This is a genomic window from uncultured Streptococcus sp., from assembly GCF_963456385.1.
Lineage (GTDB): Bacteria > Bacillota > Bacilli > Lactobacillales > Streptococcaceae > Streptococcus.
This window is the reverse complement of the sequence record NZ_CAUOLF010000027.1, coordinates 1-16,827: the sequence shown is the minus strand read 5'-3', so window position 1 is coordinate 16,827 and position 16,827 is coordinate 1. Positions and strand designations below refer to the sequence as shown.

The following is a 16,827-nucleotide window of genomic DNA, read 5'->3' as shown; positions in this document are numbered from 1 at the left end:
AATTGTAAAATATTTAAGTAGTGAAATTTGAATCATAAAAAAGAAACGAGAGAAAAATGACCAAAGAAGAATATCTGATTTTAAAGAAAGAAGCGAATCTTCGCTTGCTCTTCATCATATTGCTTGTGATTTTAGGAGCTGTTTTATCACTTGTTATGATTGCAAATCATTCTCCATATCATAGTTTTATGTCTATTTTTACAATTACGATGTTTGGACTTAATTTTGGGTTTCTATTTCCTTGTTGGCAACGCAAAAAAGCAATCGAAGCTGAGCATCCTGATTGGAAGAAAATTAAGGGAAAAGACATAAAGATTTTAAGCGAAAATCTTTTAAAATCAGTTTCGGTATTTATTGGTACTGGGCTTGTACTCATTGTTTCTTTCTTCTCGCTTTATAGGCCAGTTGTGACAAAGCCATTTATTATCATTGATCCTAAAGTATATGAAAGCATTGAGAATCAGGAGCTAGCCCAATCCTCAACAGATATATTAGAAGAATCGTCTGAACAGCAAAATACAGAAGATACATCTTCCTCGAAAGCAGACAGCTCTACTAATAGTAAAATTCCGAACAGTAGCATGCTAAAGCAAGTTCAGAAGGAATTTCTCGAGGATTTACATAAACAACGTGAGGAAGAAAATCAGAATAATCAATAAAACTGGTAATATGCTGAAAATTCATAAACATAAAAGAAGGCGCTTTATGGCTTTAGAAAGAGGATATAAATGGAATTAAGAGATACATTTTCAGATAGAAATAATATAGATGGACTTATAAATATTTTTCAAAAAGCTATTCAGGATTCTGAAGAAAGAATTCAAGAAATTGAACAAGATGAGAAAGAAGGAGTTCAAAAATTTTCGTTAGATAATATGGTAGTAATCTCTAATATAAGATCATCGATTTTTAGATATCAAAAAGAAATTATGATTGCTACTTATACAGCTGGTTATTCTCTTGAAAAATTTAAGAGCGAGTATATTAAGTATATAAAAAATATGAAGCTATCATGGCATAGTAACTCTGGTTACGAACAAATGGTTTGGGCTCTTTCAATTGGAATTATGTTGGATATAGATGAAGCAATATTTAACCAGATAGTTGATTTGGTCAAAAAGGATGATCCAGAGGATTATTTGATTGATTACTTGATTCAATCACGTCAACCAGATTGGAAGATTCGGATAAACTATAATTTCCCAAGACCTTATGGCTTTACTCGAAAAATTATTGAAGAAGAGAATGCTGAACAGTCCCTCAAACTGCTGAAAGAATATTTGACTAAGAAATGGTATCAAGGGAGCAAAGATACGGGATGGCATGATTTGCATAAAACAAACAATAAAAGTTATTATGGCTATTGGTCCTTTGAATCAGGCGCTATTTGCAAAATCAAGGGATTGGATTACAAGGAATTGGAAGGCATTCCGTATTTCCCTTATGATTTAGTTGCTGAAGGAGCTAAAGACTAGTGTGTGCTAAGAGATATTTAAGTGATAGCATTAACGATTTACAGAAATATTGACTATCTCTATTAAAAATTACAAATGAAACTAAAAATAAGGAAGGTTTTAAGATGTCCCAAGAGAAATATTTACAGGTTAAAAAGGAGTATAGAATTCGTCTTGCTTTAGTGATTTTCCTTTTCATTTTATTTGCCATACTAGATTGTATGCTAATAATTAGTTCTTCCAGATTTATCCCATTTTTAGCAACAGCCATGGCGTCTGTCATACCTGTCAATCATTTTCTGCTTGTTCCTTTTTGGCAACAGAAAAAAGCGATAGAAGAAGAGCATCCTGAATGGAAAGATCTTAGTACAAAAGGAGTAAAGATTCCTACGGCTGAGGCTAATAAAAGGACATTAGCAGGTATCGGTGCAACTTTAGCTTTGCTTCTCTCCTTTGCAGTATTCTATAGACCTGTTGAGCAGCAGAAGATTAATTATAAAGAGCTAAATGATGCACTCAAGGTTAATGAGGGAACATCTACCACATCAACATCTTCTATGTCTAATTCGTCAACTGCCATTGAAGAAAGTGCTCAAACGGAAAGCTCCAGTAGTGATAATAGTAACTCTCATTACCATATCCCTGGAGCTGATGACGAGACGATTAAGAAGGTGGTTGATAAATCCTTACAAGACTTGAGGCAGCAAAATTCTGGAGAGCAACCTGCAGAATAGAAGTAGGGAAGAAAATGAATGATGCTAGTTTAAGAGCACAAATTGACAGTGATAAAGCCAAAAGAGAGAAATACAAGAGAGTCCTAATGTCAATTCAATTGCTCAGGTTAGATTCAGATATTGACGACATTATTAAAGAGAATTCAATGTTAAAAAAGGAATATGAATCCAATCCTTTAAATCAGAATGGAATGGCTCCTAAACTAGTGGACGAAGATGTATTCAAGAGAAATGGCTTCGAAGGTTACGCTTTTGAACTTCCAGCACCAATAAACCAATGGTTTATTGAATATGTACAAAATGTTAGAATAATTAAATGGGTGAAAAAATGATTAGAGCAAAATATGGTGAAAATATTGTTGTCGCTTTTAAATACAAAAATCAGTATTCTTGGTATATTTCTGATTTGGAGTTATGGTATATTAATTACGAAGAAGCGGGATACGATTTAGATGAGATTTATAAGGAAAGATTACGCTCTCCGATTTTACTGCCTGAGAATATTCTCTATTTTTTAGAAGATATGCAAAAATATAGTTGCGATCTGTCAGAGTTAAGGAACGTCTTTGCTAATGAGTATAAAACGGATAAACTGAACGCTATTTATGATTTCGCCCCATCTTTATTAGTTGATATGGATAATCTCTTATTGTATTCATATTACGCAGAATATATTTCTTTTGAGGAATATATCTCAGCTCCATGGATAGGGAAATATCAACATTTCCTTGATTTAATTCCAAGAGAATATAGGTTTTGGACAGACATAGGGGATAATGTGTTTGACAAAAACAAAAAACGTGGATAGTATGAAGAAAATAAAGAGAACAGAAGGAATAAAACAAAGGTGCTGTAAGTGATAAAAAAGGTATATATCCAAATCGTACTAATTTTCTCTGCTGTTTTTGCTTTGCTATTTTTGATATATTTTTTATTTTATAGAAGAGAGAAAAATATTCAGAAATATGCGACAACAAAAGTTGTTGGCAGAGTAGTTAGATATAGCTATTTAAATAGTTCAGATTTAGCCGCTTTACCAGTTGTTGAATACGTGGTAGATGGCAAAAATTATGAAAAACGTTTATCTTATTCATCTTATGAAACTACAACTTCGAGAAAAGCTAAGGCTGAAGTATTAGATACAAAATATATTAGAAGTCCATATCATGTATTAAATTTGGAAAAAATATTCCCTATTGGTTCTAAAATGTCAGTGTGGTATAATCCCCAAAAGCCTCAACAGGGGTTTGTTGAAAGATATCCAGGACATGATAGAATTTTAAGAATACAAATGATCATTTTCTTATTGGTATATCTATTATTGATAGTGTTATTTACATTTGTCTATTTAATTTAAAGTAATGGAGCTGTTAGGACTGAGGTCTACTATCCTCCTCGTATTACAAACAACAAAACCACAGAAATTCCTCGTGAACTTCTGTGGTTTCTTTTTTTACTCTTGATAGGTAACAATACCGATGATGGTATCGACAGCGCGCTCCATGGTTTCTAGGCTGACATACTCAAAGCGGCCGTGCATGTTCTCGCCGCCTGCAAAGAGGTTAGGTGTCGGGATACCCATAAAGGAAATTTTAGAGCCGTCAGTTCCGCCGCGGATAGGCTCGATAATAGGCTGGATGTCCAGACTTTCCATGACTGCTTTGGCGATATGGATAGGTGTCATGTCCTTTTCAATGACCTGTTTCATGTTGTAATACTGGTCTTTGAGGGTCAAGATAACACGCTCGCTGCCCAGATCTTGGTTCATCTTTTCAGCAATAGCCTGCATAGCAGCTTTGCGATTTTCAAAAGCTTCTGTCTCAAAGTCGCGGACAATGTAGCTTGCTTGTGCTTCTTCGACAGTACCGGTCAGGTTCATCAGGTGGTAGAAGCCTTGGTAGCCCTCGGTCTTCTCTGGTCGGTCGGCTTCTGGCAGCTGGTTGTGGAAGTCAATAGCAAGCTGGAGAGCATTGACCATCTGGTCTTTAGCAGTTCCCGGATGGACATTGCGGCCTTGCAAGGTCAGTTCTGCTCCAGCGGCGCTAAAGGTTTCGTATTGGAGCTCGCCTAAAGGTCCGCCGTCTACTGTGTAGGCAAAGTCTACATCAAAGTCTTCAGCGTCAAACTCATCAGCCCCGATACCGATTTCCTCATCTGGACCAAAGCCAACTCGGATTTCTCCGTGTTTGATTTCTGGATGGGCAGACAGGTATTCGATAGCCGTCATGATTTCAGCGATACCAGACTTGTCATCTGCTCCCAAAAGAGTCGTTCCGTCAGTCGTAATCAGGGTTTGGCCCTTGTATTTATGGAGACTGGCGAAGTCCGCAGGATCTAGGTTAAAGCCAGATTGTCCTAGCGGAATCACACCGCCGTCATAATTTTCAATAACCTGCGGCTGGATGTTTTCCGCATTGAAGTCTGCCGTATCCATGTGGGAAATAAAGCCAATCTTGCGGGTAAAGCTAGGGTCGTTAGCTGGCAGAGTTCCAATCGCAAAGCCATTGGGTAGATAGTAGACATTTTCCAATCCAACCCGCTTCATCTCGGGTATGAGGACCTTGTTGGCAAAGTCCACCTGACTCTGGGTGCTGGGTGTAGTAGTAGATGTCTCGTCTGAGCGCGTGTTGACCTTGACATAGGTCAGGAAACGCTCTAAAAGATTAGGATATTTCATAAATGCTCCTTTTTCATTTCATTTAAGTCTATTTTAGCATATTCAGGAGAGAGTGAGAAATGTTTTTCGTTTCTTGAGGGCAAAGGTAAAATCTAGCAATTAGTTTTATATCTTGTCAAAATCTGGTAAACTATATCTATGCAAATGGAAAAAACAATCAGCAAAGCTGTGATTTTGGGGGCTTCGGGAGGTATAGGTCGTCAGCTGGCTAGAGAACTGGCTCAAAGGACAGATCAGCTGGTCTTGGTTGGCAGAGATGAAGTTAAACTCACCCAGTTGCAAGAGGACTTGTCTGGAGTTAGAGCTAAGCTTTCCTGCAGAGTTTTGGATTTGCTGGATGCGGCTGCTGTTGACGATTTTGCTCAGCAGCTAGAGGCTGATTTACTGATTAATTGCTGCGGTCTGGCTAGTTTCGGTCCAGCGCTATCTCTTTCAGAAGTCGCTGAAAATGCCCTCTGGCAGGTCAATTACCAAGCGCCTATTCGGCTGATGAAGCAGGCTGCGGAGCGCAATTGCAAGATAAGACTTGTCCAGCTTTCATCACTAGCGGCACTTTGTCCCCATCCTTATCTGGCAGCTTACAGCGCCAGTAAGGCCGCTTTGCAGACTTACTGTCTAGCCTTGCAAGAAGAGCTGCGCCTCAAAGGCTCTGAAATGAGAGTTTGTCTTTATATACTGGGACCGGTTCGGACTGCCATCTTTCCTCCAGAGCTGCAGTATGCTTTGGGTGGTGCTAAATTACAGATGAGTCCAGAGACAGTGGCACGACGCATCATTAGACTGCTCCTGCAAGGCCGTTCCTATGCTATAGTGGGCAAGAGATATCGACTACTGGCTTGGCTCATGAAGCTACTTCCGCAAAGATGGATTATCCGTTTGATTGGCGCTTATCTACGAAAGGGGCTTTGATCATGAAACTTATTTTTTCCCTGCTGACATCTGCTTACCTGCTTCTCTTTATCTTGCGTTGGCTCTTGTCTTTGGCTTATTTGAAAAAAGGGCAGAGCTCTTCATCAGACTTTCAAGAGGAGCTTTATACGGTGGTTCAGCCCATCCTATCTGGTGACCCTCGTTTGGAAAATGATTTATTAGCCAATCTCCAGCAGACAGAAGCAGTGGAGTTTTACTGGCTGATTGATCAGTCTGACCCAGAGGCGCAGCGAGTGGCTGACAAGATTTGTCAAAATCCTTCTTATGCCCAGCGCATTCGTGTCTTTCTCATGGATGATGTCCCACAGGGGATTAATCCTAAGAGCTATAAGATTGAGCAGATTATAGATGAGCTGACCCGGCCATATCTGATTGTTCTTGATGACGACAGTGTTATTGATTTTTCAAAAATGGGGAAGTTGACAGATTATCTGGGTGAGAATGTTATTCTGACCGGCATTCCCTATAATCAAGAGCGAAGCAATTTCTGGTCCAAGCTAGTGGCAGCTTTTGTCAATGGAAATTCTTTTATTACTTATTTTACCATGGCAGAAGTCAAAGCTAACCACTCGATTAATGGAATGTTCTACATCCTGCCACTTGAACTGGCTAGGGAGCAGAAGCTCTTCAGTGCTATTAAAGACTATCTATGTGATGATTTGGCTGTAGCGGATTTTCTGCGCAGCAAGGGAGTGGAGATTATCCAGACGCGGGTGACCTGTAATGTTCGGACTACTATCAAGGATGCCAAGCAATATCTGCTGCAAATGAAGCGTTGGCTGCTTTTTAGCTCCATCTATCTGAAAGAGCACTTGGACTGGAAGGTTATTATTTTAATTGCTCTGCCTAGTTTCCTGCCCCTTCCTGCCTTGCTCATTTCTTTCTTTCTTGGCTGGCCTTTTGTACTGCTGGCTTTGCTTTTGCTCTTGGTCAAAGCGGTTTGGATGCTGGCTTATCGTCGTCACATTCTATCCGGTCGGCCGTATCTGGATGAAGTGTTCTACGAGGTGCTGAATGACCTTGTCTTGCCTTGGCTTTTCCTCTATGTCTTGCTTAGTCCGCCGCTGATTAACTGGCGGGGAAGGAAGATTCGAGTGACGGATGGGAAAATCCGCTATGAGTAAGATGAAGCAGTACTTGGATAAGTTGGATGCTCTGTCGCCAGACAAAACCTTGCTAAAATCTAGCAAAGTCTTGCTTTTTCTCAGTGGCAGCAGTCATTTGGAGAGCGCTAGTCTGACTGCAGGACAACTTAAGTTTCTTGAACAGATTTGTCCATCGGATTTCTCAGTAGTGCCTAGTAATTTTCCATTTAACCAGAGATTTGAGCATGAGCGACAAACCCAAGTTTCCTTGCTGAATGCTTCCATTTCCAATATCCGTTACTATTGGCATACTCTCTACAATTCTCGCTTTCAGAAGGCTTTGCAGCAGCACTTATCTCCTTTACTGAATGCTGAGGAGGCTGTCATTATCTGCAAGAGCTCGGGACTCAATATGCTGACCCAGTGGCTGGAGGATTTGGTTGAGGAAAATCTGCCAATCGGACTGAGAGTGATTGCGCTGGGGCCTGTTTCACGGAGACTCCTAACTCGCAAGGATATTGACTTGCTGGTCATCAAGGGCAGGAAGGATATTTACAGCAGATGTCTTGATAGCCATCCAGCTGATGTGATGGTGGATAGCAACCATTTTGATTATGAATACAGGGAAGATGTGAAAGGATTAGTTCATGACTGGATTAGAAAAAGTGATAAAGATTGATGTGATTAGTGTGCCATTTAGTGGGCATTTGCTGCCTACTTTGACCTTAGTCAAGCCTCTGCTAGCGGATCCGCGTTTTCGCGTTCGGGTCATCACTGGCTGCCAAAAGAAAGAGCTAGTAGAGGAAATTGGTTTTGACTGTCTAGCACTCTTTCCAGAAAGACCGACCGTGATGGAGGACATTGCCAATACACCGCAGCAAAGCAATCCTTTGATTACCTATCAACAGTTTCGGGCCAATTCCAGACTAATTCCAGAAGTTATAGATGAGTTAAATCGAATTTGGCAAGAGGGCGGTAAACCGGATTTGGTCATAGCGGATTTTGTTGCTTCACCAGCAGGCCTGATTTCTGATCGCTTTGGCATCCCATGGATAACCACGATTCCGAGTCCGGTTGCGATTGAGTGCCGGACGACAACGCCGACCTATTTGGGAGGATGGAAACCTCATCAGGGTGCCTTATACAAGTTCAGAGATGCCTTGGGCAGGCAAGCTATTCGCTGTGGAAAGAAAATGGCCTTTGCTTTGGTCCGGAAGAGTTTGGGAGACTATCAAGATTTTAAACTCTATCGGGAAGACGGCACAGAAGCCATTTATTCGCCGTACTCTATCTTGGCTTTGGGCATGAAAGAGCTGGAGTTTCGAGAGGATTTTCCTAAGCAGCTTCGCTGGGTTGGCTACAAATGCCTGTCCTTTGATCGCCTGCCTGCAGCTCAGGAGTCTTATTTTAAGGCCGATAAGAAGCGGGTTTTAGTGACTTGCGGTACGCATTTGAAATGGGAGAAGGAGCGCATGGTGGAGCGAGCGAAAAAGCTAAGTCAGCTCTACCCAGATTACCTATTTTACGTTACCTTGGGTGAAGCTAGTGGCTTGGGCAATGCTCCGAAGAGACTTGCTGAAAACCTGCTGCTCTTTGACTATTTGCCTTATACAGATATTTTGGACAAGATAGATTTTGCCATTCACCATGCAGGGACGGGTATTATGATGGCCTGTATTGAGCATGAGATTCCCAGTCTAATTTTGCCGCAGGATTATGACCAGTTTGACAATGCCGTTCGTGCTGAGCTTGCCCAGGTGGGGCTGGTTTCTCGCAGAAAGAATGATGCAGAAGTGCTGCGCCTTTTTAAGGAATTGACGGATCACACGGACTGGTCTCAGTTGAAAACTCTTGCCCAACAAAGCAAAGAATATCAGCCTACAGAGATTCTCTATCAAGAGTTGGGGCGGTTGCTCAAGCTTGATTTATAACTGGAAAACTCAACAAACTATTAAAACATACTTCCAATATTAAAGTGTCTGAATTATTAAATTTCCCTATTCTTTTCAAGGAATAGGTTTTTTGGTCTATTCAAGTCTTTTTTAAGATGTTAAAATGAAAGTGATTACAAGAAAGTCGTTGGAAAGCCAACTTGGCTTTCTCGAAGTGACTGAAGAGGAAAGATGATGAAGAAAGCAATTCTAATGATGACTTTTGGCTCGCCAGAGGAGATTAGCTTTGAGGGAGTGGCTGAATTTTTTACCAATATTCGTCGCGGTGTCAGGCCGCAAGACCATGAAATTCAGACCCTCTATGATAACTATGTTCTCATTGGCGGAACGCCTCTGCAGCGTATCAGTCTAGAAGAGGTGGAAAAGGTTCGTCAGCGTTTGGCTGGTGAGTATGCGGTTTATTTTGCCAATAAATTTTCACGTCCTTTTATACCAGATGTGATTGAGCAGATGGAAGAGGATGGTATTGAGGATTGTATCTGTTTGATTCTAGAGCCGCATTTTTCTTACTATTCTGTCATGGGCTATGAGAAGTTTATCCAGAGTGATTCCATCCGCTTTAATATCATTAAGGAATGGTATCAGGAAGAAGCTATTCTTGATTATTGGGCAGAGGAGCTGAGAAAGATTCTTACAGAAGAGGTTAGAGAAGAGACCTTCAAGATTTTCTTCTCAGCCCACAGTGTGCCTATTCTGGCCTTGGATTTCGGAGATCCTTACATTGATCAGATCTATGACAATGCCCGTTTGATTGCTGAAAGGTTAGGTCTGACAGAAGAGGATTATCTCAATGTTTGGCAAAGTGAGAGTGACATCGGACTCCCTTGGATTAAACCTGACGTGCTGGACTACATGCGCCAGCAAAAAGCACATCCGCAGCATTATATTTTTGTGCCGATTAGCTTTATAAGTGAGCATATAGAGGTTCTTTTTGACAATGATGTGGAGTGTAAGGAACTTTGCGATGAACTGGATGTTGCTTATCATAGACCGCCTATGCCCAATGCAGACGACCGTTTAATTGACGCCCTGATTCAAACTATCCGCCACCATGAGCATAAACCCTTCAAAGAATGTTTTCCAGAAGAAGAAACCTTCGATGAATTGCAGCCGTCGGAGGAGAGCTGCCAGATTCTTGCAGAGGATGCAGAGCTGAAAATGCCAGATTTCGTCAAGAAGTTGATTGAGAAAAAGGGGCGCGAGAATGTTAAGATGCCATATTTTGTCAAGAAAATGCTGGAGAAAGCAGGAAAACTGCCCAAGAGTTGATTGTTCATATTCGTTGATCATTTTATAAGATTATTCTAGAAGGAGAAAACCGTGAGACTTTGGCACCAAGATTTGATTGAAAAACTTCCGCGCCAGCAGCTTTTAGGCCAGCACCGAGAGTGTGCAGCCTTACGTGGACGAGGGTGGGGCAAGCCGCATGCGACGGTCAACTATGTTTTTGAGCACAGTCCTTATTGCCTCTATGCTTATCACCTCTTGATTATGGAGGAGATGCAACAACGGGGCTATCAGCCGGATCCCCTTTGGCTGGATAAAGACTACCGTGGCAAGACTTGCCCTCCTTACCAGGAGTTGCTAGCTGAGGAGCTCGAACATCCTATTTATCCGGAGCATGACGCAACCTATCTGCAAGAATGCTTGGAAAATCTGAAAGAGAAGGGAATAGAATTTTTTTGATTTCCAAGTGCCAAGACGGCATAGTATTAAGGTTATAGAACAAAAAAAGGAAGAGACATTGCTCTTCTTTTTTGACTTTTACGAATTCAAAATAAACTTCTCAATAGCAGTTGCGACCCCATTTTCCTCGCAGCTGTCTGTGATGGCATCGGCTAGGCCTTTGACATAGTCTGAAGCATTTCCCATGGCAACACCGAGACCTGCATATTCCAGCATTTCGATGTCGTTGTTGGCATCACCGATTGCCATGATTTCTTGAGGATTGACGTCCAATTGTTTAGCCAGTCGCTCTAGGGCAAAGGCTTTGGTCACACCAGACGGCATGGCCTCGTAAATAACTGGCTGGGAGCGAACGCCGCTGAAACGCTGGCAGATTTCTTGGCCAAAGTCAGCTTCAAAAGCATCTACCTGTTCTTGGCTGCCTAAAAACATAGCTTGAAACATTCTGTGTTGACCGCTGCAAGCCTCTTCCAGTCTAATCTCAGTTGGAGTGGTGAAGACTAAGCTAGCGTCATTCACGACATAGGAATTAGCTTTTTCTCCGACAACGAAATAATGCTCCTCATCAAAGAGAGTCAGCTGGACAGGGCTATTTTCAGACAGGGAGTAGAGATAGCGGATATCCTGACCGCTCAGCTCCTGCCAATCTACCAGACTCCAGTCGCTGGTCTGGTGTGTAGCGCAGCCGTTGTCCACGATGACATATTCGTTTTCTTGTGCAAGGCCCAGCTTGTCATAGTAAGGCTTGACGCCGACCAAGGGGCGACCTGTGCAGAGGACTAATTTAACCCCTTTATCAATGGCTTGGTGGATAGCCTCAATGTGAGCCTGAGGAATTTCTTTTTTGCTGTTGAGCAAGGTGCCGTCCATATCAAGTGCAAGAATTTTAATCATAAAGTGTCTCCAAAATTATTCTCTGACTAGTATAGCATAATTTATAGAGAAAGTCCGAGTCTATAGGAAAAATCACTGGTCTTGTGTTATAATAAATAGAATACCCTAAAAGGATGAGAAAAATGAATTTAGAAGATTTGAAAAAACGTCAGGAGAAGATCCGCAATTTCTCCATCATTGCCCACATTGACCACGGGAAATCAACCTTGGCTGACCGAATTTTGGAGGCGACTGAGACGGTTTCCAGTCGGGAAATGCAGGCCCAACTCTTGGACAGCATGGACTTGGAGCGGGAGCGCGGTATCACCATTAAGCTCAATGCCATCGAGCTCAATTATACTGCTAAGGACGGTGAAACCTATATCTTCCACTTGATTGACACGCCAGGACACGTGGACTTTACCTATGAGGTATCGCGGTCACTGGCAGCCTGCGAAGGGGCTATTTTGGTTGTGGATGCTGCTCAGGGTATTGAGGCTCAAACCTTGGCAAATGTCTATCTAGCTCTGGACAATGACTTGGAAATCCTGCCTGTTATCAATAAGATTGACCTACCAGCTGCGGATCCAGAGCGGGTGCGGGCAGAGATTGAAGATGTGATTGGACTGGATGCTAGCGAAGCCGTATTGGCTTCTGCCAAGGCTGGCATCGGAATTGAGGAAATTTTAGAGCAGATTGTGGAAAAAGTTCCAGCTCCGACTGGAAATGTTGAAGCACCGCTCAAAGCCTTAATCTTTGACTCGGTCTATGACGCCTATCGTGGGGTAATTCTGCAAGTGCGGGTTATGGACGGTGTGGTCAAGCCGGGAGATACCATTCAGCTCATGAGCAATGGCAAGACCTTTGACGTAACAGAGGTTGGCATCTTTACGCCCAAGGCTATTGGACGTGATTTCTTAGCGACAGGGGATGTTGGCTATATCGCAGCCTCTATCAAGACGGTGCAGGATACTCGGGTCGGAGATACAGTGACCTTGGCGGACAATCCAGCTGCAGAGCCACTAGCTGGCTACAAGCAGATGAATCCTATGGTCTTCGCTGGTCTATATCCGATTGAGTCCAATAAATACAATGACCTGCGTGAAGCGCTTGAAAAGCTCCAGCTAAACGACGCCAGTCTGCAGTTTGAGCCAGAAACATCGCAGGCGCTAGGATTTGGTTTCCGTTGTGGTTTCTTGGGCTTGCTGCACATGGATGTCATTCAGGAGCGTTTGGAGCGCGAGTTTAATATTGATCTGATTATGACGGCGCCGTCAGTTATCTATAAGGTCAATATGACAGATGGTGCTTCAATTGATGTGTCCAATCCGAGCGAATTTCCGGATCCGACTAAGATTGATTCCATTGAAGAGCCTTATGTCAAGGCGCAGATTATGGTGCCACAGGAATTTGTCGGAGCGGTGATGGAGTTGGCTCAGCGCAAGCGTGGTGACTTTGTGACCATGGACTATATCGATGATAATCGGGTCAATGTCATCTATCAAATCCCACTTGCTGAAATTGTCTTTGACTTCTTTGACAAGCTCAAGTCCTCTACCCGTGGCTATGCTAGCTTTGACTATGAAATCTCAGAGTATCGTTCGTCCAAGCTGGTTAAGATGGATATTCTCCTCAATGGAGACAAGGTTGATGCTCTCAGCTTTATCGTTCACAAGGAATTTGCCTATGAGCGTGGTAAGCTGATTGTAGACAAGCTCAAGAAAATCATTCCTCGTCAGCAGTTTGAAGTACCTATTCAAGCCGCTATCGGTCAGAAAATCGTGGCTCGGACAGACATCAAGGCCTTGCGTAAGAATGTCTTAGCTAAGTGTTACGGTGGTGATGTTTCTCGGAAGCGCAAACTCCTAGAAAAACAAAAAGCTGGTAAAAAACGGATGAAAGCTATCGGTTCTGTCGAAGTCCCACAAGAAGCCTTCCTCAGCGTCCTGAGTATGGATGAGGAATAAAGTCTTATTTCTCTAGGTAATATATCCCAAAAGGAGAAAATCATGAAACGATCATATATGCTTGGAGCAGTTCTGGTATTAACTTCACTTACTCTTGCATCGTGTGCCAATTCTGGACAAAAGACTGGTCAATCTAGTTCTTCAACCAGTTCCAGTGCACAAGTGAAAAAGAAGTCTTCAAATTCTTCTTCTAAAAAAAGCAAGAACAAAACCAATCAAGAAACAAAACGTGTTGGTTCTCCAGAGTTTGGTTATATCAATATCCCAAGTAAATGGATTAAATTTTTTGATGCAGAGGTTGAGGGACTTATCCAATACACCGACGGTTCTGCTTATAATATCGTTACCATGAATGCTGTTTCCAAGGCAGAAGCTGAAGTAGCAGATGGTGAGACTTTCAATGCAGAAACAATTGCTCAGCATGTAGCCTATAATTGGAGTCAAAAAGATAATATTGAGAAGATGTGGGGCTCTAAAGGTACTGTCTCAGGAATAGAAGCCTTTCAAATAAACATCATTCTGAAATCGGGGCAACTTGCTAATACATTAGTTTTCCAAAAAGATGACAAAGTCTATATACTATCCTTTGAAGGCGACGAAGAAACTCTTGATGATTTCATTACAAACATGAAAGATACTTGGAGTCTTGATAGCAAGGGAGCAGTCAGCGAATAATAGTTTAAAAAAACAAGAGGCCTATTTATTAAGTCTCTTGTTTTTTCAGTGTAGAAGCTAATTATGTTTCACAAAAAGATAGTAACAAATCAGAAAAAATGTTCGGCTACTATCAAATCTAAGTAAAAAGACTTACAAAAATTTGTAGGTCTTTTCTTGAAATCCGAACGTTAGGAAATCTTTTTTTGATTTTACTTGACATTTTCTAAAATAGGAATATGATAAAATGTGAACACTGTATAAGACAGACCTTATGCGTGTTCGAAAATAATAGAGCGTTGCATCCGTAAGTCAATTTGACACGGCTCTTAAAAAACAAAAGGAGAAAGAATGAATACTTATATCCAAAAGAAAATCGCAAACATGAAGCTGACGCTTTCTGAAATGTCTGGTGGCTATAAACGAATGGTGACTAGTATGAAGAAGCTCGGCTTTTCTGGTACCTTGAAACTTATCTGGGACGATTTGTTTGCTCATCGCAGTCTAGGTCAATGGGTTTATCTCTTGATTCTAGGGAGTTTTCCGCTCTGGCTGGAGCTGATATATGAACATCGCATCGTGGATTGGACGGGGATGATTTGCAGTCTGACTGGGATTATCTGTGTAATCTTCGTTTCTGAAGGACGGGCTAGCAATTACCTCTTTGGTTTGATTAATTCTGTGATTTACTTGATTTTGGCCTTGCAGAAAGGCTTCTATGGCGAGGTCCTGACGACTCTTTACTTTACCATCATGCAGCCAATTGGACTCTTGGTGTGGATTTACCAAGGTCAGTTTAAAAAAGAAAAGCAAGAGTTTGTTGCTCGTAAGCTAGATGCCAAAGGATGGACAAAGTATCTATCGCTCAGTATGCTTTGGTGGTTGGTCTTTGGCTTGATTTATCAGTCTGTGGGGGCTAATCGTCCTTATCGTGATTCAATCACAGATGCGACAAATGGTGTAGGGCAAATCTTGATGACGGCTGTTTATCGTGAACAGTGGATTTTCTGGGCAGCGACCAATATTTTTTCTATTTACCTCTGGTGGGGTGAGAGTCTTCAGATTCAAGGGAAATATTTGATCTATTTAATCAACAGTTTGGTCGGATGGTACCAGTGGAATAAGGCTGCTAAAAAAGCATAGTCCTATAAACGGAAAAAGAAATCGGATGCGACAATATCTCTCTTTCCTTTCGTCCTAAAAATATGGTAAACTAGTATTAGTAAAATTTATTAGATTTAGGAAGGAATGACCATGAAAAAGAAGTACTTTCTGCTCTCCCTGACAATCTTAGCCGGTCTCTCTCTATCTTCCTGTAGCCTTATTAAGAGCTATAGCAGTCGGAAACCATCTGATTCTTCCAGTCGGGTTTCCCTGAGAGATGACAGCGATACAAGCAGTAGTAGTCGTAGAGAAAAAGATTCGTCAAAGACTACTGGTACGATGCGCGTCGGCTCTGATGATTATGGCTATATCAGTATTCCTGATAATTGGATTAAGTTTACAGACGTAGATGGTGGCGACAGTGTCCAGTATACGGATGGAAGTGGCTATAACATTGTCACGATGAACGCTTATACAAAAGAAAAAGCCAATATCGGAGAAGGCGAAGAATTCAACGCTGAAACCATTGCCCAACGCATTGCTTATCACTGGAAGGATAATAAGGAAGTCGATGATTTTTGGGGAGCAAAGAGTACCGTAGCTGGAAATGAAGCCTTTCAGATTAATGTTGTTTTAAAATCCACTCAAAATTTAACGGTTTGGGTCTTCAAACAAGGCGATAAGGTCTATATGATGTCCTTTGAAGGCGATGAAGATACTCTGTATGAGTTTATCCCCTATATCGAAGAAACTTGGAGCGTCAGCAAGGACGGTGGAAAAAGCATTTAGCAACCGCATGTGATGATTGCTCTCTAAGTTCATAAAAAGCAAATCTGGGACTCGTTCTCAGATTTTTTTATGGGGTGGAATATGTCATATTTTTGGGGTTTGACAACATTTAAGAGCGCTCATTTTATGATATAATAAAAAGAATTTGAATACAGAAAGAAAAATATATGACTCAAGAAATCGACCTTGAAAAGTACCACCAGCTAGCCCTGCAAAAGCAGAAAGAGCACCGAAAATTTTTAGCCAGTCTCAAGAAAAAGCCACCAAAAAATCTAGATAAGATTGCCCAGCAAATGCATGATGAGGTTTTTGAAGAGATTGACTGTACGGCCTGCGCCAATTGCTGTAAGACTTTAGGACCAGATTTTAAGGAAGCCGATATTGTCCGTATTGCTAAGTATTTCAAGATGAAGCTGCCGGCTTTTGAAGAGGAATTTCTGCAAGTGGACGAAGACGGTGACAAGGTCTTCAAGGCCATGCCTTGTCCTTTTTTAGGTGGAGACAATCTCTGCTCAATCTACGATGTCCGTCCCAAGGCTTGCCGCGAGTTCCCTCATACAGACCGCAAGAAGATTCATCAGATTAATCATCTGACAATCAAAAATACCCTGACCTGTCCAGCGGCTTATCTCTTTGTGGAGAAGCTGCGGGATAGGTTGTAAAATCCCCCTCTAAATCTTGTACAAAAATTCTAGGGCGGAAGTATCTTAAATCTGTTAGACTATAGTTAGAATTGAACACGGCCTAAAAGCTGTGTGAAAAAAGATAAAATTTTCTCGGAGCAGGAGCCCCTCCGTCAATTTTCCTATTTCCACTTTGCTTTTAACGGCCTTAGTATTTTTTGTGAGGTGAAAAAGAATATGATGCATCAATTCAATCGAACCATGGAATATCTGGAAAGTAAGCTGGACGCAGAAGTGGA

At 41.6% G+C, this 16,827-nt stretch carries 19 protein-coding genes and 1 pseudogene; 18 read left to right on the top strand and 2 right to left on the bottom strand.

Features of this window, described 5'->3' with window-relative positions; all coding sequences use genetic code 11:
* Positions 1 to 56: 56 nt before the first annotated feature.
* The 6 genes from RP262_RS10180 (at position 57) to RP262_RS10155 (ending at position 3,545) form a co-directional block, all read left to right on the top strand.
* Positions 57 to 659, top strand: a complete 603-nt coding sequence (locus RP262_RS10180) for a hypothetical protein (protein ID WP_311155068.1) — start codon at positions 57 to 59, stop codon at positions 657 to 659.
* A 69-nt stretch (positions 660 to 728) separates the two neighbouring features.
* Positions 729 to 1,475, top strand: coding sequence for a PoNe immunity protein domain-containing protein (locus RP262_RS10175; RefSeq protein ID WP_311155067.1), 747 nt, complete (start codon positions 729 to 731; stop codon positions 1,473 to 1,475).
* Positions 1,476 to 1,579: 104 nt separating this feature from the next.
* Complete coding sequence (locus RP262_RS10170; RefSeq protein WP_311155066.1) at positions 1,580 to 2,188, top strand: hypothetical protein; 609 nt, start codon at positions 1,580 to 1,582, stop codon at positions 2,186 to 2,188.
* Positions 2,189 to 2,202: 14 nt separating this feature from the next.
* The gene (locus RP262_RS10165; RefSeq protein WP_311155065.1) at positions 2,203 to 2,520 is read left to right on the top strand and encodes a hypothetical protein; all 318 of its coding nucleotides are present in this window, start codon (positions 2,203 to 2,205) and stop codon (positions 2,518 to 2,520) included.
* A complete protein-coding gene (locus RP262_RS10160) occupies positions 2,505 to 2,996 on the top strand; it encodes a hypothetical protein (protein ID WP_311155064.1) in 492 nt (163 codons plus the stop codon). The genes RP262_RS10165 and RP262_RS10160 overlap by 16 nt, the downstream gene beginning before the upstream one ends.
* Before the next feature lie 48 nt (positions 2,997 to 3,044).
* Entirely contained in the window at positions 3,045 to 3,545 is a 501-nt protein-coding gene (locus RP262_RS10155) for a DUF3592 domain-containing protein (protein WP_311155063.1), read from the top strand.
* A 96-nt stretch (positions 3,546 to 3,641) separates the two neighbouring features.
* Here RP262_RS10155 and pepT read toward each other — a convergent pair whose 3' ends face one another.
* Positions 3,642 to 4,865: a peptidase T gene (gene pepT, locus RP262_RS10150; protein WP_311155062.1), complete on the bottom strand. Its 1,224-nt coding sequence runs from the start codon at positions 4,863 to 4,865 to the stop codon at positions 3,642 to 3,644.
* Between the two features lie 138 nt (positions 4,866 to 5,003).
* Here pepT and RP262_RS10145 point away from each other — a divergent pair, with 138 nt between their 5' ends.
* The 6 genes from RP262_RS10145 to RP262_RS10120 all read left to right on the top strand — a co-directional run bounded on the left by RP262_RS10145 (position 5,004) and on the right by RP262_RS10120 (position 10,518).
* Complete coding sequence (locus tag RP262_RS10145) at positions 5,004 to 5,774, top strand: SDR family NAD(P)-dependent oxidoreductase (RefSeq protein WP_311155061.1); 771 nt, start codon at positions 5,004 to 5,006, stop codon at positions 5,772 to 5,774.
* 2 nt (positions 5,775 to 5,776) lie between these two features.
* Positions 5,777 to 6,919 carry a glycosyltransferase gene (locus tag RP262_RS10140; RefSeq protein ID WP_311155060.1) on the top strand — a complete coding sequence of 381 codons (1,143 nt, stop codon included), beginning with the start codon at positions 5,777 to 5,779 and terminating at the stop codon, positions 6,917 to 6,919.
* Positions 6,912 to 7,559, top strand: coding sequence for a hypothetical protein (locus tag RP262_RS10135; protein WP_311155059.1), 648 nt, complete (start codon positions 6,912 to 6,914; stop codon positions 7,557 to 7,559). Before RP262_RS10140 ends, RP262_RS10135 begins: the two co-directional genes overlap by 8 nt.
* Positions 7,528 to 8,811 (top strand): glycosyltransferase, encoded by a 1,284-nt coding sequence (locus RP262_RS10130; RefSeq protein ID WP_311155058.1) that lies wholly within the window; start codon positions 7,528 to 7,530, stop codon positions 8,809 to 8,811. The genes RP262_RS10135 and RP262_RS10130 overlap by 32 nt, the downstream gene beginning before the upstream one ends.
* 195 nt (positions 8,812 to 9,006) lie before the next feature.
* Positions 9,007 to 10,101, top strand: coding sequence for a ferrochelatase (gene hemH / locus RP262_RS10125; protein ID WP_311155084.1), 1,095 nt, complete (start codon positions 9,007 to 9,009; stop codon positions 10,099 to 10,101).
* 51 nt (positions 10,102 to 10,152) lie between these two features.
* Positions 10,153 to 10,518 carry a TIGR02328 family protein gene (locus RP262_RS10120; protein WP_311155057.1) on the top strand — a complete coding sequence of 122 codons (366 nt, stop codon included), beginning with the start codon at positions 10,153 to 10,155 and terminating at the stop codon, positions 10,516 to 10,518.
* Between the two features lie 78 nt (positions 10,519 to 10,596).
* Here the strand turns inward: RP262_RS10120 and RP262_RS10115 are convergent, their stop codons facing one another.
* The gene (locus tag RP262_RS10115) at positions 10,597 to 11,412 is read right to left on the bottom strand and encodes a Cof-type HAD-IIB family hydrolase (protein WP_311155056.1); all 816 of its coding nucleotides are present in this window, start codon (positions 11,410 to 11,412) and stop codon (positions 10,597 to 10,599) included.
* Positions 11,413 to 11,534: 122 nt separating this feature from the next.
* Here RP262_RS10115 and lepA point away from each other — a divergent pair, with 122 nt between their 5' ends.
* The 6 genes and pseudogenes from lepA to RP262_RS10085 all read left to right on the top strand — a co-directional run.
* Entirely contained in the window at positions 11,535 to 13,358 is a 1,824-nt protein-coding gene (gene lepA, locus RP262_RS10110; protein WP_032908149.1) for a translation elongation factor 4, read from the top strand.
* Positions 13,359 to 13,400: 42 nt separating this feature from the next.
* Positions 13,401 to 14,033, top strand: coding sequence for a hypothetical protein (locus tag RP262_RS10105; RefSeq protein ID WP_311155055.1), 633 nt, complete (start codon positions 13,401 to 13,403; stop codon positions 14,031 to 14,033).
* A 330-nt stretch (positions 14,034 to 14,363) separates the two neighbouring features.
* Positions 14,364 to 15,155 (top strand): nicotinamide riboside transporter PnuC, encoded by a 792-nt coding sequence (gene pnuC / locus RP262_RS10100; RefSeq protein ID WP_111675720.1) that lies wholly within the window; start codon positions 14,364 to 14,366, stop codon positions 15,153 to 15,155.
* A gap of 105 nt (positions 15,156 to 15,260) precedes the next feature.
* Entirely contained in the window at positions 15,261 to 15,905 is a 645-nt protein-coding gene (locus RP262_RS10095; protein WP_080555619.1) for a hypothetical protein, read from the top strand.
* A gap of 167 nt (positions 15,906 to 16,072) precedes the next feature.
* On the top strand, positions 16,073 to 16,567 hold the full coding sequence (locus RP262_RS10090; protein WP_002912619.1) for a YkgJ family cysteine cluster protein: 495 nt from the start codon (positions 16,073 to 16,075) through the stop codon (positions 16,565 to 16,567).
* A gap of 93 nt (positions 16,568 to 16,660) precedes the next feature.
* Positions 16,661 to 16,827: pseudogene (locus RP262_RS10085) on the top strand (AraC family transcriptional regulator); the annotation flags it as partial.